The organism is Sphingobacterium anhuiense, assembly GCF_042686355.1.
In the GTDB taxonomy this organism is placed as follows: Bacteria; Bacteroidota; Bacteroidia; order Sphingobacteriales; family Sphingobacteriaceae; genus Sphingobacterium; species Sphingobacterium anhuiense.
Genome location: NZ_JBHUPE010000005.1, coordinates 452,531 through 473,450, shown reverse-complemented (window position 1 = coordinate 473,450; position 20,920 = coordinate 452,531). Strand labels below are relative to the sequence as shown.

General features: G+C 39.1%; 12 protein-coding genes. 1 reads left to right on the top strand and 11 read right to left on the bottom strand.

Annotated elements, in window-relative coordinates; all coding sequences use genetic code 11:
* Positions 1–212 precede the first annotated feature (212 nt).
* From ACFS6I_RS13975 to ACFS6I_RS13930, 10 genes are all read right to left on the bottom strand, one after another.
* Complete coding sequence (locus ACFS6I_RS13975; RefSeq protein ID WP_380921509.1) at positions 213–2,189, bottom strand: RagB/SusD family nutrient uptake outer membrane protein; 1,977 nt, start codon at positions 2,187–2,189, stop codon at positions 213–215.
* 11 nt (positions 2,190–2,200) lie between these two features.
* A complete protein-coding gene (locus ACFS6I_RS13970) occupies positions 2,201–5,428 on the bottom strand; it encodes a SusC/RagA family TonB-linked outer membrane protein (RefSeq protein ID WP_380921507.1) in 3,228 nt (1,075 codons plus the stop codon).
* Positions 5,429–5,710: 282 nt separating this feature from the next.
* The gene (locus ACFS6I_RS13965) at positions 5,711–8,509 is read right to left on the bottom strand and encodes a sugar-binding domain-containing protein (RefSeq protein WP_380921505.1); all 2,799 of its coding nucleotides are present in this window, start codon (positions 8,507–8,509) and stop codon (positions 5,711–5,713) included.
* 361 nt (positions 8,510–8,870) lie between these two features.
* Positions 8,871–9,641: an SDR family NAD(P)-dependent oxidoreductase gene (locus ACFS6I_RS13960; RefSeq protein ID WP_380921503.1), complete on the bottom strand. Its 771-nt coding sequence runs from the start codon at positions 9,639–9,641 to the stop codon at positions 8,871–8,873.
* Between the two features lie 85 nt (positions 9,642–9,726).
* Positions 9,727–12,171, bottom strand: coding sequence for a glycoside hydrolase family 95 protein (locus ACFS6I_RS13955; RefSeq protein WP_380921501.1), 2,445 nt, complete (start codon positions 12,169–12,171; stop codon positions 9,727–9,729).
* A 226-nt stretch (positions 12,172–12,397) separates the two neighbouring features.
* Positions 12,398–12,838 (bottom strand): L-rhamnose mutarotase, encoded by a 441-nt coding sequence (locus ACFS6I_RS13950; RefSeq protein ID WP_380921499.1) that lies wholly within the window; start codon positions 12,836–12,838, stop codon positions 12,398–12,400.
* Complete coding sequence (locus ACFS6I_RS13945) at positions 12,822–14,462, bottom strand: sodium:solute symporter (RefSeq protein ID WP_380921497.1); 1,641 nt, start codon at positions 14,460–14,462, stop codon at positions 12,822–12,824. The genes ACFS6I_RS13950 and ACFS6I_RS13945 overlap by 17 nt, the downstream gene beginning before the upstream one ends.
* An 11-nt stretch (positions 14,463–14,473) precedes the next feature.
* Positions 14,474–15,694, bottom strand: a complete 1,221-nt coding sequence (locus ACFS6I_RS13940; RefSeq protein WP_380921495.1) for an enolase C-terminal domain-like protein — start codon at positions 15,692–15,694, stop codon at positions 14,474–14,476.
* A 672-nt stretch (positions 15,695–16,366) separates the two neighbouring features.
* Positions 16,367–17,383, bottom strand: coding sequence for a zinc-binding alcohol dehydrogenase family protein (locus ACFS6I_RS13935; protein WP_380921493.1), 1,017 nt, complete (start codon positions 17,381–17,383; stop codon positions 16,367–16,369).
* A gap of 45 nt (positions 17,384–17,428) precedes the next feature.
* Positions 17,429–18,187 (bottom strand): SDR family NAD(P)-dependent oxidoreductase, encoded by a 759-nt coding sequence (locus ACFS6I_RS13930; protein ID WP_380921491.1) that lies wholly within the window; start codon positions 18,185–18,187, stop codon positions 17,429–17,431.
* A 182-nt stretch (positions 18,188–18,369) separates the two neighbouring features.
* Between ACFS6I_RS13930 and ACFS6I_RS13925 the strand changes: the two genes are divergently transcribed.
* Positions 18,370–19,269, top strand: a complete 900-nt coding sequence (locus ACFS6I_RS13925) for an AraC family transcriptional regulator (RefSeq protein ID WP_380921489.1) — start codon at positions 18,370–18,372, stop codon at positions 19,267–19,269.
* Positions 19,270–19,339: 70 nt separating this feature from the next.
* Here ACFS6I_RS13925 and ACFS6I_RS13920 read toward each other — a convergent pair whose 3' ends face one another.
* A complete protein-coding gene (locus ACFS6I_RS13920) occupies positions 19,340–20,869 on the bottom strand; it encodes a RagB/SusD family nutrient uptake outer membrane protein (protein WP_380921487.1) in 1,530 nt (509 codons plus the stop codon).
* Positions 20,870–20,920 lie beyond the last annotated feature (51 nt).

The window sequence follows — 20,920 nt, the reverse complement described above, 5'->3', positions numbered from 1 at the left end:
ATTATTCAATGTGCAATTTACCTCGTAGTCCTGTAAAAGATGAAAACTAAATTAACGTATACTAAGCCTATATTACCATTTTACTCTGAAACATCAGACACAAGGAAGCAATTCGTGGCATAATCGTAATACAATTGTTCAAAAAAAATCTGCTATTTCCATTTTATTTATACAATAAAATAGAAATAGCAGATTAAAAAACAGAAACTGATCTATTTTGCTCCAAGCCCTGCTGCTGTTGGCCAGCCAGGATTCTGGTAAATAACTGAATTCGCTACTGAACCATCTGTTGAGGCAAGTTGAAAATGCTGTACCGCGATTGGTGACAAATAGTGCGCTAAAGTAAACCGTACTCCGTTATAAGAAAGCATATTCCGACGAATTTCATGTGGACGAAGATATACTCCTAAACTAGGATCAGATACAATAGCCTTTGGTTCATCGGCACCATAAACAAGTTGATCTGGTTTATACCAACTTTTCATGGGTCCCCATAATTTGAAACCCTCAAAGTGATCAGCCTTATTTATCAACTGATCCATAGAGCGCCAGCGTTTCAAATCCATTAATCGTAATCCTTCTGCCATCAGTTCATTTCTCCGCTCTCTTCTGATATTATATAAGGTCGGAGAAATTAGATTTCCAGCCGAATAAGCACCCCAATCCTTTACCTCTGATCCCATTTGAGTTGCGGCTATTGTTTTTTCAAAATCCACATCAACCATCGCCCGTTGGCGGATCTTTTGCCAATAATTCCTAGCGGTTGCATCAATGCTACCATTTTTTTCATAAGATGCTTCTATGTAATTGAGATAGGCTTCTGTTGCACGGAAAGTAATACTCCCTGTATACCCCATGCCATTATTCGTCTGTTCTCCATCATATGATATCCCTTTCCGAATGGTATAACCAGAAATGTATCGTCGCTCTGCAGTAGTCGAACCTATAGTTGGATAAGGTTCTATTGGCGTACCATGTGTCCCAGCACCTAAATTAACAAGAATATTCTTTTGACCCGGTTCTTTTAAAAACAAGTTCAATCTACCGTCTCTTTCTTTGCGAATATCTGCAATAAAATCGTCACCATGATACCCTGATCCGGCAGCGTATATGGGCAGTCCATTTTTCATAAGAAAACTCTCCACCAAGCTCCGCGTTAAGCCAACCGCATAGTTACCTAGTTGTGCATACACAGGAACATTATGTGTTACAAGACTTTCACTGTACTGTCTCCATAAAAGAACTTCACTATATCCTGCCATATTTACTGCTCCAAACATCGAAAAGTAAGGGTTTTCGTTATTTGGTGATTCAATAATTCCAGTGTTGGGCACCAGATCAATTTGATCTGCCACCTGCTTAGAGGCATCCATCGCTTGAGAAAGAAAATAGTTAATTTCACCATCGATGCTTCCTGTTGGGTAAGCATATGTTTTGGTATAATCTTTCGTTTTTCCTGGCCAATCAGCACCATCAGGAACAAATGCCGTTCCTTTGAAATATTTCAACCAAGTTCCTTCATTCAAAGCAACTCGAGATTTCAATAATAACGCCACATTTTTAGAGATACGTTGTTTCGCACCATCTATCGATGTGCTTTTCAATAACGTGATTGCCGAATCTAGATCCGAGATGATAAACCGGGCAACTTCGGTGCGTGGATCTCGCTTTGCTGCTTCGATCAAAACTTGCGGATCTTTATCATTCATTGCCTTCCTAATAATCGGAAAATCACCCAACTCCTGTAATTTCTGAAAATAGATATACGCACGTAAAAAATAGATCTCACCAATGTAATGTTCGATATTTTGTTGATTTCCCACTATTGTTTTAGCCTTCCATTTTGGCAAGACGCTATTCAGAAAAAAGTTCATCTGATAAATGTTCGAAAACTCCCAAGCACCACCCTCAGTATCCACTCTCCACTCGCCAGGTAGATATCGCTTGTTTATATCCGGTGATATCATATTATCCGTTCCAGCATCAATTCCAAATGTGCCGAAGCCCCAACCGGAGTGTGATGGAAGAATATTAGGATATTGTCCTATAGCATAACTTGCTAATTGCGATTCTTCATTAAGATATTTTTCTGGGATTATCTGCGAAGGGGGTGTAATATCGAGATAATCATTGCATCCTGCTACCATCCACAGCGGTAACACTAAAGTAAGATATTTTAGTAATTTCATGTTTTTTTGAATTAAAATGTAAGACTTAACCCTGCTGCCCACATTTTGGTAAGTGGATATACCGTACCGCTGGATCCGCCGTCTATGGTTTCCGGATCAAACATGGTCGCAACATTCGATTTTTGCCATAAATTTTCACCCGATAGGTATATCCTTCCCTTTGATATACCGATTTTATTGAGCGCATCAGCATCAATAGTATATCCGATCTGAATATTTTTAAGTCGGATATAAGCTGCATTTTGTAAATATCGTGTTTGAACTTCCTGATTTTTATTCGTGCCAAATACCGGACGCGCATAGTATGCATCAAGGTTTTCACCAAACATATTATCTGCAGTTCTAAAATAATCCATATGCTGTGTTAACCCGGTAGATGCCCAAATATTCGAGGTGGCGCCCCAGAAATAATAACCCGGTTGCCATACATCACGTTTGATTACTCCCTGTAAGAACATACTGAAATCGAAGTTTTTATAATCAGCTCCCATATTAAACCCAAAAGCATATCTCGGTGTACTATTTCCAATTACTTTGCGATCCCCCGGTTCCGATTCTGTCCAAGACCCAAAATCAATTTTTCCATCATTGTTCAAATCTTTGTACATGATATCACCAGCTTCCCATTGACTTCCAATGACAGACTGTCCGCCGTTAGGTAAGCTATTTAAATGACTTTCCATTTCTTCCTTAGACTTGGCAATCCCTATGGTTTCATATCCCCATATTTCACCCAACTTCTGCCCTTCTCTATAGCCTCCGTTAAATGAACCAGTTAAATTTGGATACCTGGTAACAGTAGAAGTATAATCCGACAGTAAAAACTTAACATTATATCCGAAATTACCCGCAGTTTTGTCTCTCCATCCTAATGTTAATTCAAATCCATTAGTTTTTAAATCCGTATTGTTCGCTTGAGGCACCGCAGTACCCAAGGTATTGGACAGTTGAGGTGCTGGTCCCACCATATTCAATGTTTTTCTTTGAAAAACATCAAATGAACCCGATAAACGATTGCTTAGTAAAGCAAAATCAACCCCCATATTTAATGTTTTAACAGTTTCCCATGTCAGATTTGCACTCACCAGTCCTGCAGCAGATGCCGTATTGGGACGCTGATTATTCACAAGCCAACTTCCAGATGCAATACCTACCGGCATTACAACATAAGTTGGGTACCAAACATTGGTATTTTGATTTCCCAGTTCACCATATGAAGCCCTAAGTTTGATCATATCGATGTATGATTTGGTATTCTCCATGAAACTTTCCTTAGTCAGATTCCAGCCTGCAGAAAATGATGGAAAGAATCCCCATCTACTGTCTGCTCTGAATCGAGATGAGCCATCATAGCGCATACTTGCTTCCAACAGATATTTTGAATCATAATCGTAATTAACACGGCTGAAAAAACCTGCTGATGCCCAATCCTGATACTGCCCAGATACTACAGGGGCTTTCGGTTGACCATCAGGAGCTGTACCTGAAGTTAAATCAATGACAGGTTGTCCAACAATCATAATACCATCTCGAGAGGCATTTAGGTCACGATAAGCAGCACTTTCGATTTGGAAACCAGCCATTCCTTTAAAGTTATGCAGGTTCCAATTGCGGGTCAACTCGGTGTAGGCATTGATATTATAATAGTTTTCTTTATAAGCGTATTCCGCTACATAGGAAGAGTTTTTATAAAGAATTGGATTTCCTGCGACATCATGGTTATAAAGTTGATTTGAAAAAGTATTATCAAAACGGCTCGTGATTCTATAGGTTGCAGTACCATAGGTTTTCCAATCCTTAATAGGTTCAAAAACAAGCTGCACCTGTTGTGTATTGATATCTTTAACGGTCTTATAATCTCCACCTTCCATCATCCCCATTACAGGTGAGGGTGAATTATAGAGAAATCCATTGGGATCTTTATAAGGCAAGGTTGGCCAGCCCTGACGGCCTAAATTGTCATAAAAAGAATTATTGAGATCCGTTGGTTTTTTAAAATCTTCACGAACAAGTCTTCCTATATAATTTAAATTTAGTTTACTGGATATTTGCGAATTTATGCGTGCTGACATCGAATATCTTTTGTAGACATCTGTATTAAATGCCATTAAACCCTTTTGATCCAATATATTCGCAGAGACGTAATAAGTTGTCTTATCGCTACCGCCTGCAAGACTTAGATTATGTTCTTGTCCAAAAGAATTATCTTTATACATCAAATCAAAGTAATCTACATTATCATTCCCCTTCATATATCCATCATCCCATTGTGTAGGATTGGTAGGATTCGGAATAATACTTGTCGTTATTTTACCTTCTTGAAATTGCTTAATGCGCTCCAGATGTTCTTGATCAAAGTGAGGTGCACCGTTTCCGTTAACTTGCGCTTGATTAAAATAATTTGCAAATGAATAAGAATCCATCGTTTTCAATGTTAATGCAGGCGTACTTATCCGTAAGCTATTATTGTAAGAAGCTACGGGGCGACTCCCTTTTTGGCCAGACTTGGTCGTTACGAGAATAACACCAAACGCTGCTCTCGACCCATAAATGGAGGCAGTACTCGCATCCTTAAGCACAGTAACCGTTTCTATATCTTGTGGATTCAAAGCAGTCAATGATCCCTCCGCTCCGTCTATTAAAACTAAAGGAGCTGATGACGATTGTCCTATTGTACCACTTCCACGAATATTTAAAGAGGGATTACTTTCCAGAGAACCGTTATTTTGAGAAATATTCAATCCTGGAGCAAGCCCCTGTAGTGCCTGCAGAGCATTCTTAACAGGCCTATTTTCCAATGATTTTTTATCTACAACAGCGACCGATCCAGTTAGATTCGTTCGTTTTTGTTGCCCAAAGCCAACAACTACAACTTCATCAATCACATTATTCTCAGAAGATAATGTAACTGTTAATTGAGTTTCTTTACCAACAGCTATCTCCTGCTTGATATAATTAATATAAGAAAATTGTAGGATCGTTTCTTGATTTGGTACACTCAACTTAAAAGCACCATTGATATCCGTTTGTGTTCCGATTGCAGTCCCTTTTGCCCTGACACTCACTCCTTCCATAACAACACCTTGTTCATTACGTACTACTCCTTGAACCGATATATTATTTTGTGCTTGAGCACTAATAGTTATGGCACAAAAAACATTAAGTAAGGCTATTTGATGCCATTTCGGGACAGACAGCCGCGTTGCCCAAAGGCAACATGATATTAAGTTCACTTTCATTATTGATTTGATAATTGGTTCAAAGCAAAAGTAAAAGAGTATGGTCTCGTAAAAATGTAAGAATGAATGAAAAGCATGTAAAAACATCTCATTAGTACGAGAGACAGTTTTAGTAAAAAAACAAAATGCGAACTCTACAATAGAAAATAAGTACATCAAAGAAAAAGCGATCAAGTAGTATTTCTACTTGATCGCTTTTTCTTTGATACTTAAATAGATTTTATTCATGGACTAAAAATCAGAAAAATAGTCCGTTATCGATTACACCGCTATAGTTCTTATTTAATAAATACTATTGGGATCCGTTTTCAATTGTTCTTTGTCTGTTTTTATCATCAATTCTTTTATCTGCTGCGGATTTTGAATGGCTGTTGGATTAAATTGATTGCTATTCATATAATCTAGCGTAGAAATCAGCAATTGTTTTGCTACAAAACGTTCATCCAATTTTTGAGCAAGATCTATCGACACCAACATCAGTTTACCAGCCCCTACCTCCGCTTCATAAGCTAGAGCCAATTTGCGGTTGTTGGCAAAATTATCAACCATTTGAATCACTGATTGACCTCCTGACAATGAATCAACGATCATAGTTGTGGAATTGATATTCAGATCCCACCATTGCCAATTGGTATGAAAGTCTGTTGGAAATTTTTTAAACATCGCATGATTAGGATCAACCAACATACCCATTGTTCCCGCCTGTTTAGGAAAGTGAACCGGACTCCAGAATACAGGTACAAATTTACCTTCCAGCCCTTTAATCTTTTTCCAGTCTGGATTTAATAAGACCTTTTTCCCTTGATTCAGCAATGTAAATGCTTCATTCACATCTCTTGTGTAATGCACATCACCATAAACAACTTTTTGTGAAGCTGGATATATCCAGATATCCCATTTATTGGTATATGCGTTACCTTTTAGATCAACTTCCACAGACAATTTTGATGCCTTCGGTACTTCTCCCAAATCAAACTGCAACTGTCCAATGCCCGCATTGTATCCATTGGAAAGATTACCAACAACTGTTCCGCTCTTCAAAAGCTTATCCCCGTCTTTGATGCGCCATACGATTTCCTGGTTTTTAAGTATTTTGCCACCATAATTCGATACCGCAATCTGTGCTTCAAATCGTTCCGAGTTCATATACGTTGCTTTTGGAAAATGAAGTAAAGGAACAATCGGCGCATTAAACTGGCTGAAAGTCTTCGCATCAATCACACCCTTACTATCCCAGAAAGCATCTAGCAATCCAACCAAAGCCGTTCCTTGGCCGGGAAAATCATGCAGATCCAACAATTGAAAACCACTTATTCCACCTGTTTTAAGCGCTCTTTCTATTTCTTCTTTATATAAAATTGCTGCTAGTTTTCCTGAAGCAGACGTAAAAGAATCGGCTTGCCCCAACATCCCTTTCTTTTCCAGATCAATTTTTACCGCCTTAAAATTGATTGGCTCCAATACACCCGTATATTTATCAATCTCTTTCAGATTAGGGTATACTGCGTATTGACCGATTTCATGGGTTACAATTGGAACTTGAAAATTCGCAACCGCTTTTTCATAATTTGTATTAAATGCCGGTGATTTCGAATTAAATACACCCTGTCCCCTTACCCAACCATCTTTCGTATATTGGGTAATCAGAAAATCGTCATTATATTCAGGTCGATCCCCATGTCCTCTTTCAAACGTGTAAGATGTATTAGCGTACAGATGCCTTCTGTCTACCGATTTTAATGAATCGACCAACTTATTCAACGTCTTCATATCTCCCTGCAACTCATTACCCATACTCCACATCATAAAAGAAGGATGATTACCATATTCACGAATCATACGGCTTGCTTCCTGATACAGGAATGCTGTAGTAGGCGCATCTTGTCCAATCGTTAAAGACCACACCGGAAGTTCGACCTGCAGATACATCCCGATTTCATCCGCAACATCAAATGCTGCCTTAGGTGGGCACCAAGAATGAAACCTGATATGGTTCAAACCCCATTCCTTTGCCGTCACAAAAACTTTCTCCCATCCCGCTTTATCCATGGGAGGATGTCCGGTTAAAGGAAAAATATTACATTCTAAAGTACCGCGCAGGAAAACAGGCATGCCATTCAATTCAAAAGCATTGCCCTTTGATGCAAATTCGCGCATACCAAAACGCACATTTTCCTTAGATTGATGTTTTTTGGTTTTCAAGAATACCTCGCAAGTATACAGATCAGGAGTAAACTCACTCCAGGTTTTTACATCACCCGCAATCGGATATTCGTATTCCAGTTCTGTTACACCGGGATTCAAAACAAGTTCCTTGTTCGGATATATTTCATTTTTAGCTTGCTGTCCAATCTGCACATTAAGCGCAGCCTTAATTGCTTTACTACCAAAATTATGTGCCTTAACCTTTACTTTAACAATTTTCCGAGTTAAATCAGGAAAAACCTGTAAATCGGAAAGGTTAACCTGATCCAATGCCTGCAGACTAATCTCACCGATAACACCATTCCAGATAATCTGTGTATGATCGGTATAAGCATGTCCCATATTATCAGTACTGATATCAAAAAGCTTGCGGTTGTCCACTTTGATTGTAATCTGTTGCTCTTTTCCCGCCTTTAAATAAGGTTTTATATCATAAAAATGAGGGGCAATTAGACTATTTTCCTCCAATTCTACCTTTTGACCATCTACCCAGACGTTTGTTTTCCAGATTGTTCTTTCCAGTTTTAAGATCACCCTCTTCTTGTCCCAAGCCTTGGGTATAGCGATAGCTTTACTATACCAGGCAGAACCTAGATACGCATGTTTACGTGTCAAGTGTGACACTTGTGGTTTTTGAAGAGCGGGCTTCAGCGTATTTGCAGTTCCCAAACCAGCATCATCAGTCGTACCCGGTAAAAGCATGGATTGCTTAAAATATTGTGTCGGCCACCCCTGTTTCTCACCAACATCCAAAGAATCCAATGCAACCGACCATTTGCCGGAGAGATCCAGTTTCTCCTGCGCATAACCAACAGCACCAAAGGTCAAGCCATTTAAAAGCAGACCATAGCGAAGAAAATTTTTAATTGTTATCATAGTTTTTGCTTATTCCTTATTCAACATCGTGTATTTAACACAATCACAAATTTAGCTAGCAGACAGCGGTATAGACAATAGACAAAATGCTCAAAAACATGTAAAAAAAAAGGAAAGTTCACCTATCCGGTAGATGAACTTTCCTTTTTTTTAATACCACACTGAAAATATAAGACCTTTTTATTGATTCTAATTCAATAATACTATCATTCCAAAAAATAAATATGTAATCGACGATTCTTAACACACCAATTGACAGCATCAAACTTTATTCTCCGAGCCAGAGTTTCAACTTTAATTTGACACCCCTAGGCTATCTTTATTTCCTGCTTCATCAATAAGATTAAGTACACGTTGTACACTACACATTTCTTCTATACCCCAATTCCGCTCCGCCGCTCACTGGTAAATTAATTCCAGTAATAAAGCGTGCTTTATCAGACAATAGAAATACGCAGGCATCAGCGATCACATCACCTTCAGGGCAGTAGCCCAATGCATGAATATCTTTCAAAAAATCAAAGACCTTATCGGGATCGGCCTGCTCCTGAGCCCATGTCTTAAGCATGGGCGTCATCACTGCTGCAGGAAGCACAGTATTGACCCTTATTCCATCTTTTGCATAGTCCAGCGCCATTGATTTAGTAAGTGCATTGATTGCACCTTTTGTCGCCGAATAAGCCGCATGATTTTCCTGTCCGATCTCTCCCACCAAACTACCCGTATGTAAAATACAGCCTTTCGACGCTTTTAAATACGAATAACCATGACGTGTCGTCAACAAAATACTCTTGATATTCACATTTATCAAGAGATCCCACTCTTTATCTGTTGTTGTATGTAAAGGTTTTGATGGGGAACCCAATCCGGCATTGTTATGAATAGCATCTAACCTTCCAAAATGGGCTATTGTCTTTTCGATACTCTCCCGTACATCCTTGTCTTGAGATACATCACAGCAAATCCCCAGATGCTCACCACCTATTGTTTTTATCGTTTCCGCAACACTCAGCTCGTCCAATCCGATGACAGCCACATATGCCCCTGCAGCCACATACGCTTGTGTGCAGGCCAATCCAATTCCCGCTGTACCGCCGGTAATCAAGATTACTTTATCCTTCAATTCTTTCATTGAACTCGATCTTTTTTATAGCTATTTATTATTAAAAGCCCGTAAGCTTTTTCTTGTCAACTTTATGCCACAACCTTGATCACGATTATAACAATTTCTGTAAATTAACGCTTTTACCCGGTATTAGTTTTACTTCAATTGTACGCTCCTTATACTTAATCTTACATGTTGTACTGTACTTTGCTTTGACAAAAGCGGACTTCAATTTACCGCCCTGCCAATTCATATCCACTTCGACAGCTCCTCGTGCTTTTAAACCTGATACTTCACCTTCAGTCCAATCCTTAGGAAGTGCGGGTAACAATTCGATAAAATCTTCATGACTTTGCAAAAGCATTTCAGCCATTCCTGCGATCACACCAAAATTACCATCAATCTGAAAAGGAGGACAAGCATCAAACATATTATAATATGTCCCACCACCGCCATCATATTTTGTATTCATATCTCCCGTCGGTCTCAACTGTTTATTCAACATCGTCAATGCACGATCACCATTATGCAACCTTGCCCACAGTGCAATTTTCCATGCATAGGTCCATCCCACACCATCATCACCTCGTTTTTCTAAAGATTTCTGTACCGCCTTAGCTAGCTCTGGTGTTTTATTCACCGTTATTTCATTACCCGGATAAAAGGCAAATAGATGTGACAAATGCCTGTGAGCAGGTTCAACTTCCTCAAATTCATGTGCCCATTCCATTAACCTGCCATCGCCTCCTATTGTTGGTCTTGCCAGTTTATCTTTAGCCGCCTCAACACTTTTTACAAAACCATCTTGTTCACCGCCTACTATTTTAGCCGATTTAAGTGTGTTATTAAAAAGATTGTAGATCACCTGTTGATCGTGCGAAGGCCCCATACTGATCTGTGCCACAGATCCGTCCGGTGCTTTGAATGAGTTTTCTGGAGATGGAGAAGGACCAGAAACCAAAAAACCAGTTTTAGGGTCAGCGACCAACCAGTCCAGATAAAATAGACAAGCCTCTTTTAAGATCGGATAAGCTTTGGTTAAAAAGACTTTATCCTTTGTAAAAGAATAATGTTCCCAGATATGTTGCGCTATCCAGGCGCCACCACCTATATGCATGCCCCAGCTCGCACTTTCTCCAGGAGAAGTATATCCCCATACATTGGTAATCGGGTGCAGTACCCATCCCGACATTTGATATTGCGTTTTTGCAGTTTTCTGCCCCGGTGCCACTAAAGAAGCAATCAGGTCCATCAATGGTCGATGTGATTCCGATAAGTTTGCCACTTCCGCCGGCCAATAATTCATCTGTACATTGATATCCGTATGGTAGTCACCATTCCACGGAGTCTGTATTTTATTAGCCCAGATTCCCTGCAGATTTGCCGGTAATCCACCATCTCGTGATGATGATAACAGCAAATATCGACCATACTGAAAATATAATGGATACAATACCTGTTCATTCCCTGATTGCACATTATTAGCCATCAAGGTGTTTGTCGCTTGATCATTCTTCGCATTTCCCAATCTAAAGTCCACTCTATTCATAAAAGAAGAGAAATCTTCCATATGGCGCTTTTTAAGCAATGGATATGTTTTTGTTACCGCTTTTGCAACAATCTGATTATGTTCTTTCTCAAAGTTTGCATTGATAAATGTTGGATATTCTTGCTTATAGTTCGTTTTGGCCGTCACAATCAGTGTCACTGCATTTGCCCCTATAATCTGGATCGCTTTACCTTGAACACTCATCTTTCCGCCTTCCAGCACTGGAGTTACCTGTGCAATATACTTCATTCCATCGCCTCCTCTGCCATTGTCCATTGTTCCTGACATCTGCAGCTTATTGTCAACCACACGTGTCTCAAACCTTTCCGGTCGATCCAGGTTCAGAGCAACCTGAATTGCTCCGGGACGATCCGCAGTCAAACGGATGACAATAGCCTGATCCGGATAACTAGCAAACACTTCCCTCGTAAATTTAACACCATCCTGCACAAAGGTTGTACGTGCAATTCCGGTCATCAAATCCAGTTCGCGATAGTAGTTTTGATAAGGCTTATCCGATCCAAAATCTAACCGTAGATCACCTAAAGTCTGAAAACAGCCGAAAGGCACATTTGCCCCATTTCCGGAACCAGAACCCTTTCCTTTTGTAATCTGCGTTTTATTTGTAAGCTCGGTCGCTTCCTTATACTTACCTTCAAAAAGCAATTCTCTGATCTTGCTAAGTGATTTAGGAGCATCAGGATTATCACCTTCATCCATACTACCGCTCCATAACGTCATCTCATTAAGCTGAATACGTTCATGACTGACATCACCAAAGACCATTGCTCCAAGTGAACCATTACCTACAGGCAATGCTTTCAGCCATTCGGGATCACTTTCCCATCCACTTGCTGCATCTTTAACAAGAGCATTAGCCGGACTCTCAAACCAAATTTTATTCCTTTTTGCATCCTGGGCTTTCAATTTTGTGTTCTGGGCTTTCAATCCAGAGATTCCGAAGCATAGGATAACCAGATAAGAAGCGATGTGCTTTCTATTATTCATTGCGTTTATTAGTTATGAGTGTCGGTTTTAATTGGTAAAAATAAACGCATTCCACTCCGTTTAATTGTTTATTTTCTGTTTACAATTTACAAATTTAGATGATGCAACAAGTGCTCATACAAAGATATTTTAGTAGACATGGTGAAATTTAAACTGTATGAAAAAAAATTTTAAACAACTTATATATGAAATTTCCATACAGTTTTTAAAGAAAACATGGTACATTCTAATCCGTATGAAAAACCTCTTCCATATCTGACCAAGTTGCACCCTTTGCCGCAGCATCTGGTAAAGGAATTTGACAAGGATCTGTTTCTTTCCACCAGCGTTTAGTTTCCGGATCATCTCCCATTTTCTTCATATCCATTTCAAAATTATCACCTACATATTCAAAATAACTAAAGAGGTAGTTTTTTCCGTCTATTTTTTTTAAGTAAATGGAGTAATTCTGAATATTACATTCTTTTATCATTTTCAACACACTAGGCCATGCCGCTGCATGGAGCTTTTTATATTCCTCTATTTTCTCTTCCTTAAGTCCGGTTACAGATGCATACCGTTTCACCTTTTGAAGTGAACTGCTATCTTTACAGCCGACGAAGATTAATGAAAACATCACTACCCCGATTACAGATCGAACTAATACCTTTTTATTTAAATATTCCATATAATACCACAACAATTAATAACAATAGTCCCGATAATACCCTATAATTTCCAATACCTTTCCAAGCTTTTCCCCTAAGAGGTTCCAGTGGATTTTTCCAGTATAATTCCTTACTTTCGGCTGTATGTTGCACAGGAAAACGATAAGAAAATATGATTTGTATCAACACACAGATTATAAACAGGTAAAAGGCCATCACCATAAAGGGGACCTGGCCTATCCATGTTCCTGGTAAAAGCTTATTGGCGATAAAGACAATCACACCCAATGCAGAACCGATCCATAGTGTCCATTTCGAAGATGCCGCAGAAGCCTTCTTCCAAAAGATTCCTAAAAGAAATACACATGTTATCGGCGGAGCGATATGTGCAATTACATCGTTGATTCCATTAAATATACTTTCGTATTTATCTAACAAAGGAAGAAGAGCTAAAGAAAAAGCCATCGCTACTACTGCCGAAATTTTACCTGCAGTTATAAGCTGCTTATCTGTTGCATGTGGTCTCTTCTGCTTATAGATATCATAGCTGACCATAGTGGAAATAGAATTGAGTGCACCTGATATCTGACTCATTAAACCCGATAGCAAAGCTGCGACCAATACCCCGATCAAACCAGATGGCAACAATTGTGTAATCATCAACGTATAGATACCTTTTGAATTTACATTTCCGGCAACGTCAACACCTAAGCTTGTCAGATCCAACTGCCCAGTTTTAAATAAAGTGTAGGCAAATAATCCAGGAAGAACAAAAATAAAAACCGGCAAGATTTTAATAAACCCACAAAAGAGTGCTCCCACTCGACCATGATTTTCATCCTTCGCCCCTAGTATCCGCTGCACAATCGTCTGATCTGCACACCAGTACCAGATACCTAAAATGGGGTAACCTAAGATCACGGCATACCACGGCATACCACTGCTGTCCCCATGGGGACGCAACATCGATAATCGTTCAAGCTGACCTTCATCAACCAAAACGTCTTTCATCGATACCCATCCACCCATTTTATCGTAAGCAGCAAAACTGATGATAAAAGCACCGGCCAACAGGACAATGGTTTGGATAGATTCCGTTATAACCACGGCCCGTAAACCTCCGAGTATCGTATAGATCCCCGTGATAATACAGATGACAGTAATACTCAGATACATATCAAAACCAAAAAGTGTTTTAAGTACAATCCCCCCTGCCAACATCGAAAAGGCAATGTGAATCACAATTGCCGATACAATGGAAATCATCGTCAGCCATTCACGACTTGCTTTATCGTACCTACGTTCTAAAAAATCTGGTAAAGTTGAAACACCTGACTTCAGATAAAACGGTACAAAAAACAAAGCAAGCAGGATAAGGGTAAAAGCTGCCATCCATTCAAAATTACCATTCAACAACCCGGTATCAAATCCGCTCTGTGCCAAACTAACTAAATGGACCGTTGATATATTTGTTGCAAAAAGAGCAAGTCCTATTGCCGGCCATTTCAACGATTTGCCCGCTAAAAAATAATCGCTCGCCGAGCCCTTATTTTCAAGTTTCTGACTTACGCCCGCCCATATCCCTACCGCCAGTATAAGCAGGATATAGATGATTGCAATACTTAAGTCTAAAGATCCTAACATCAGGTTATTAATTAAAGTAAATCACAACTACTTCCTACTTCCATAGGAGTTTTATACACGCCCCCTTCAATCTGTACAGGATGTACAAAATGGGATTTTAAATGCGGAATATGTTCTAAAAATAATGCTTCATGACCCATGGAAATATGATTAAAAAGCACCAGATGCTGATGCAATTGTCCCATATCGCCCACATGAGGCACTACCGGAATATTATATTTTCGACATAATAAACTTACACTGATAAATTCACTAACACCACCTACCCTGACAGCATCGACCTGCACAAATCCAGCGGCATTTAGCTGTAGATAATTCTTAAATACAATACGATTGGGGACATGTTCACCCATTGCAACCTTAATTGGCGCTATTGCATCTGTTAATGTCTTATGTGCTAGAATATCATCTGGATGTGTCGGCTCTTCAATCCAATAGGGATTCATCGCTTTCAGTTCATCACAGATCGACAGTGCCTGCGGAAGTGTCCATTGCTGATTTGCATCCAGCATGACAGTAGCGGCATCGCCGGCTACCTCCCTTACAATATGAGCACGTTTAATATCACGGAGCGGATCCGTACTTCCAACCTTCAGTTTCATCGCACTAAAACCATTATCTAAAGCCCTACGGCAATTCTCGCGCACTTGCTCATCCGAGTAGTTAAACCAGCCCACTGAAGTATCGTATCCCGTATAGCCACTATCAATGATACCCATACGGCTATCCTTCGTGGCCAAATTCGTTTCTAGCAAAGCAATCGCTTGCTGAGCGGTCAATTCATCTTCTAAATACGATAAATCAAGGGTATTCACAATCTCCGTTGCTGTCAGATCAGTCAACAATTTCCATAGTGGCACGCCTCTGGTTTTTGCCCAAAGGTCATAACAAGCGTTGGTCACTGAAGCCAGTGCCAAATGCACAATTCCTTTATGGGGACCCAACCATCTAAATTGCTGTTCATTGCTCAGCGCATTGAATATACGGCCAAAGTCGGCCATCGTTTCTTCTATCCCTTTACCCACTAAGCGTTCAGCGTAAAAGGCTGCTGCCTTACATACTAAATCATTACCGGCTCCAATGGTAAATGCTAATCCAGTACCTATGCGGCCTTTGTCATCCACTAATCTAGTTACCGCATAAGAATAAATTGGGTCTTTATGCACGGCATCACTTCCCGCTCCCGTATTCAAAGGGAAGCGTTTATCTTCGATATCAAATCTCGTTATCATCTATTTATTAAACAGTTATTTTATTCATTATTTAGCTATTCCGTCAGCATCAATTATTTCGCTCCATGTCAACGCACACAATCTTTTGGACATCTTCAATCAAAACAACTATGCAAAACTGTCACATCAGTCATCCTGATTTAGACATAAACAGCACAGGTGTACAAGAGATCATAATATGATTAACCACTACGTATTTCGATTTACCACGATAAGGTTTATTTTATCACTGGCTTTTAACTGATCATAAAATTATAGTAAATAAACAGGTTTGATTGACGGATTATTAATCAGTATTGATGCTATATTAACCTAAAACCTTACAATAGCTTCTGGTATGCTGTATTTTTGTTCAATTTGATTACCCAGAACATCAACTGCACTAAAGATATACGATCAACTAAAAGAGATGTGTTTACTAAGTACACGAAGCATCTATACCGCTTAAGCAAAAATGTGGCACAGAATTTTTTCTGCGCCACATCAAATTAAACTAACATTCAATTCGGATAACTTCATTACTGAGATCATCTTTATAAATCATCTTAAAACCTACAGAATATAGCTATTATTATATGTATAATTTTATATTAATTTATTACAAGAGCTAGTAAAAGGAACTCGCTCTTGTAATAAGCTGAGTTTCTTCGTCAGCACTTACAATTTTCTAAATTAAAAATCAATAACAGCCTTAATCAGATTTTGATCAGGTTGATACAACTTTTCAAAATTTTCAATAAGATTGTCAAACGGAATACGATGGGTAATGTAACCCTCCGTATCAATAAGTCCTGCTTGTAACAGCTGGATTACTTTCTTAAAGTCTTGAGCACGGGCGGAACGGCTAGCTTTTAAGGTAATTTCTTTCCGATGAAAATTAGGGTCATCAAAGGTAACTGTACCTACAAATAATCCTACAAAAACAATCGTTCCCCCTTGAGCAACGAGGTTAAAGGAATTTTCCATAGATACTTTACTACCCGTTGCATCAAACAGCATAGTCGGTAACTCCCCTTGAAAAGCATTTTTGATAGCATCTTCAGTATGATCGGACAATAAGATGGTTTCTACTTCAGGAAATTTATGCTTAATAAAATCCAACCTGCCTTGCAACAAATCCACAACCGCAACTTTCACTCCCGACAAGCGTGCGATAGCAGCAACGCCCAATCCGATTGGACCTGCGCCGATGACCAGAACAGTGTCGTCGTGCAAGATCTGAGCGCGGTCTACAGCATGCGCACCAATCGCCAGCGGTTCGACCAAGGAAATCTGATCGTCATCAAGTCCATCTGTAAGATGTACATTGACAGCTTTATAAGTAATATATTCCTGCATAGCCCCATCCTCATGAACGCCCAATACAGTAAAAGTGCTCCCACAATTTGTTTTCCCTCTGCGCACAGCCTGATCTTCTATCAGATTACGATACGGTTCTACTGTACACTTGTCGCCAACCTTAAGTCCTTTCACTTCACTTCCTAATGCAATAATCTCGGCCGATACTTCGTGCCCTAAAATACGAGGATAAGTAAAAAAAGGCTGTTTGCCTTTGTAGGCATGCAGATCAGTACCACAGATCGATACTTTCTTAATTTTCAACAGCACTTCATCCGGTTCAGGATCTGATGGCTTTTCTTTGGTAATTAATTCGAACCGGCCTGGTTCATGCAATATAATTGCTTTCATATTTTTCTTTTATAATCTATAAATTAGACAATCTAAATCTGAACGTTAAAAATTAACCGTCGCCCCACCATCAATGGGCAATAAAACTCCGGTAATATAACGTGCTGCTTGAGAGGAAAGGAAAACAGCGGCATTCCCCACATCTTCAGGTTTTCCAAACCCTTCCATAGCAATCCGATTGACAATCTTTTCTTTTCGTTGCGGATCATCGCCTATAGCTTTAAAAAACATCGGACTTTCTATCCATCCCGGAACTAACGTATTGACCCGAACATTATATTTTGAAAATTCAGTGACCAGATTTTGCATCAAACCAGTCAAAGCAGTTTTAGAAGTGCCGTAGGCCGATACACGATCCATACCAAACATTCCGGTCATAGAGCCAATAAATAAAATAACACCATCTTTTCTTTCTACCATTTTAGCAGCACACGACCTGCTTAGGCTAAATACACTGATCACATTGGTCTGAATAATTTTTTCAAATTCAGCATCAGATGTATCCAATGCATATTTTTTTAAATGAACACCAGCATTGTTGACCAAAATATCAATTGGTCCTACTGCAGATTCTATACGATCTATCAATTCAGGAATAGATTCGGTATTTGCCAGATCAAAAACAAAATAATGAACATCCCCTCCTAACTCCTGTTGCGCCTGCTGAAGCGTTTCTTCACGACGTCCGATAATGATCACTCTCGCACCGGCCTCCAACATTGCTTTTGCTATCCCAAAACCAATTCCTGTTCCGCCACCTGTTATCAAGGCTGTCTTGCCTTTTAATGAAAATACTGTCAACATGCTATATACTTTTATTATATCTTAATAGTGAATTAAATCATTACTAAGTTAAAGGCTTAAAAAATTAAAAACCAATTGGCAATTCACCAATTTATACGCTATATTAGCATAATTAAAAAACCAAACTTTAATATAGCAGCAATAGAGCATTGCTTCGGGAGCATATTAAAGATCTAGATATTATGAAACCAGTTCCAGCTAAAATATTAGAAGGTAAAGAAAATGATGTATTTGACACCAAAATCGTCAATTCGCCCTATTTCTCAACGCTATTTCATTTTCATGAAGAATGTCAGATAAATTATGTCGTCAAAAGTGAAGGCACCAGAATGATCGGTGACAGCATTGAAAGTTTTAGCCAAGATGATCTCATTTTGGTAGGTTCTAACATTCCTCATGTCTGGCACAATAGGAAAGAGTATTTCATTGCTACTGAGAATGAAAATCAAGCTAAGTCAGTGACCCTATTTTTTCATCCGGATAAGATTCTTAAGATTATTTCCCAATTCGGAAACGTCAAAACGCTTGCTGATTTTTTTCAGCTGAGTAAACGATGTATGCGTTTTAGAGGTAAAACCAAATTGCAGATAAAAACCTTATTGATCCAATTAGCAGATGAAGTTGACGTACTCACCCGTTTGAACCTCTTAACTAAAATATTGCAAATACTGAGTGAGACTAAAGAATACGACTTACTGACTGGAGCAGGTTATACCAATACCTATCAGCTCAAAGACAATGACCGCATGGACATTATTTTAAAGCATATTTTTAATAATTTTGCGAAAGAAATCCATCTGGAAGACGTATCGGAGATGATCTATATGAACAAACAATCTTTCTGCCGTTATTTCAAAAGTAGAACGCAAAAAACCTTTGTAGAATTTGTCAATGAAGTACGTGTCGGACATGCCTGCAAACTGCTGACACAGGAAGACTACCGGGTAAACAATCTGGCTTACGATTGCGGTTTTAACAGTCTTTCAAATTTCAACAAGTTTTTCAAAAAATTCAAAGGATTAACACCTCGGGAATACCGGGGTAAATATATGTCCTCATCTGTAAGAGGCCATAACCTATAATGTAAATTAGCCCCCTGACCATAATATCAGGGGGCTTTTCATGCTCATACTCAACATTAGGGTTTAGGGATTACGGAGTGTAATCATCATTTTGTTTCAGTTGTTTATTTTTATCCAGTTCATCCTGCGCAAAAGGTAAAACATTATTCTTCTCACCAAATTTCAATTGTACTCCGCCCGGATTTTTAATTTTTGAAAGAACAGTTTCCATTTGATTACGACGCTTAAGATCATAATAGCGGTGTCCTTCCAAAGCTAATTCTATCCGTCTTTCATGCAAGATAAAATCACGTAACTTGTCTTTCGTATTGTACATTGCCTCATTTACTTTCGGCATACCTACACTTTTTCTTTCCCGGATTTCATTCAACGCTTTGTAGATGCTTTGATCAGGACCGCTCACTTCATTTTTGGCCTCGGCATACATCAATAAAACATCTGCGTAACGGGTATGGATGATATTTTGATCTGTCAGTGGCGTCTTTGTTCTGTTGAACGGCAGCATCGACAGGTCTACGTATTTTTTCTGAACATAAGTCGTCAATAGCGGATCTGACTCTTCAAATACTGATCCATCCGGATTAATATATTCTTCAGTCGGTACTTTGATCGTATATTTTAAACGAGGATCTCGATTGCTGTATGGATCTGCTGCGATATAACCTGAGCCCGGTTCATTGATCATTTTACCGTTAGCCATCTCATAAGCATCAACCAGATTTTGATAAGGTGCGATACTTCCGTACCAAGCCACTTCCACCAACAATCCTTCACCTCCCTGTGGATTATTGGGAGCGGAGTATTTCGTTGAAAATATAATTTCTGGATTATTTTGTTGCGTAGGTGTGAAAAAGAGATTTTGGTACCCCCCTTGATAGATCTGAAATTTACCTCCAGTAATGATATCATTTGCTGTACTTGCTGCCAAAGGCCAATTTTGCTGATAAAGATATACGCGGGTTTTTAAGGCCTGCGCACTTCCTTTTACGGCATGACCAGTTGTATAAGCGAGATCAGGAAGGTTAGATATTGCATAATCCAGTTCACTATGAATAAATTTTAATATATCTTCTTTCGAACTCTTCGCAATCTTACCTTCATCCACAGTCTTTGGCTCCGTCTCATACAGGATCACCCCACCAAAAGCCTGTACCAAGTCGAAGTAAAACATAGCCCTGATAAATCTAACCTCAGCCTTATACACTGCTTTTTGAGCATCGGTGCTTGGAGCTTTGTCAATATTTTCTAAAAAATAATTACATCCCGAGATTCCTGAATATGGGGTATTGTAAAATGTGCCGGTGACATTCGTTGAGTTAACGATGCCCTGTGTGAGATCGCCAAAACCATAAAAACTATGTCGATCCAGTGCATTGTCCGAGTAGGTATCCAACCATAATTTTCCCTGTCCATAAAAACCAGACTGTAAACGTCTGTATACACCTGCTAAAGCCAACTTTGCATCTGCATCAGTTGTCCAAAAAGTTTCCCCAGCTATAGCTGCAGTCGGATTTTTATCCAGAAAGTTTTTATTGCAAGAGGTAAGCATACCGATCATGAAAACTGTGATCAAAGATATGCTAGTATGTTTTGCTTTCATTGTTGCTATTTTTATATTACTATCCGTTTTTTTTCATTATTCTAACCGTCT

Coding starts and splice junctions, on each gene's coding strand:
- ACFS6I_RS13975 (WP_380921509.1), bottom strand. CDS start 2,189: ATGAAATTACTAAAATATCTTACTTTAGTGTTACCGCTGTGGATGGTA.
- ACFS6I_RS13970 (WP_380921507.1), bottom strand. CDS start 5,428: ATGAAAGTGAACTTAATATCATGTTGCCTTTGGGCAACGCGGCTGTCT.
- ACFS6I_RS13965 (WP_380921505.1), bottom strand. CDS start 8,509: ATGATAACAATTAAAAATTTTCTTCGCTATGGTCTGCTTTTAAATGGC.
- ACFS6I_RS13960 (WP_380921503.1), bottom strand. CDS start 9,641: ATGAAAGAATTGAAGGATAAAGTAATCTTGATTACCGGCGGTACAGCG.
- ACFS6I_RS13955 (WP_380921501.1), bottom strand. CDS start 12,171: ATGAATAATAGAAAGCACATCGCTTCTTATCTGGTTATCCTATGCTTC.
- ACFS6I_RS13950 (WP_380921499.1), bottom strand. CDS start 12,838: ATGGAATATTTAAATAAAAAGGTATTAGTTCGATCTGTAATCGGGGTA.
- ACFS6I_RS13945 (WP_380921497.1), bottom strand. CDS start 14,462: ATGTTAGGATCTTTAGACTTAAGTATTGCAATCATCTATATCCTGCTT.
- ACFS6I_RS13940 (WP_380921495.1), bottom strand. CDS start 15,694: ATGATAACGAGATTTGATATCGAAGATAAACGCTTCCCTTTGAATACG.
- ACFS6I_RS13935 (WP_380921493.1), bottom strand. CDS start 17,383: ATGAAAGCAATTATATTGCATGAACCAGGCCGGTTCGAATTAATTACC.
- ACFS6I_RS13930 (WP_380921491.1), bottom strand. CDS start 18,187: ATGTTGACAGTATTTTCATTAAAAGGCAAGACAGCCTTGATAACAGGT.
- ACFS6I_RS13925 (WP_380921489.1), top strand. CDS start 18,370: ATGAAACCAGTTCCAGCTAAAATATTAGAAGGTAAAGAAAATGATGTA.
- ACFS6I_RS13920 (WP_380921487.1), bottom strand. CDS start 20,869: ATGAAAGCAAAACATACTAGCATATCTTTGATCACAGTTTTCATGATC.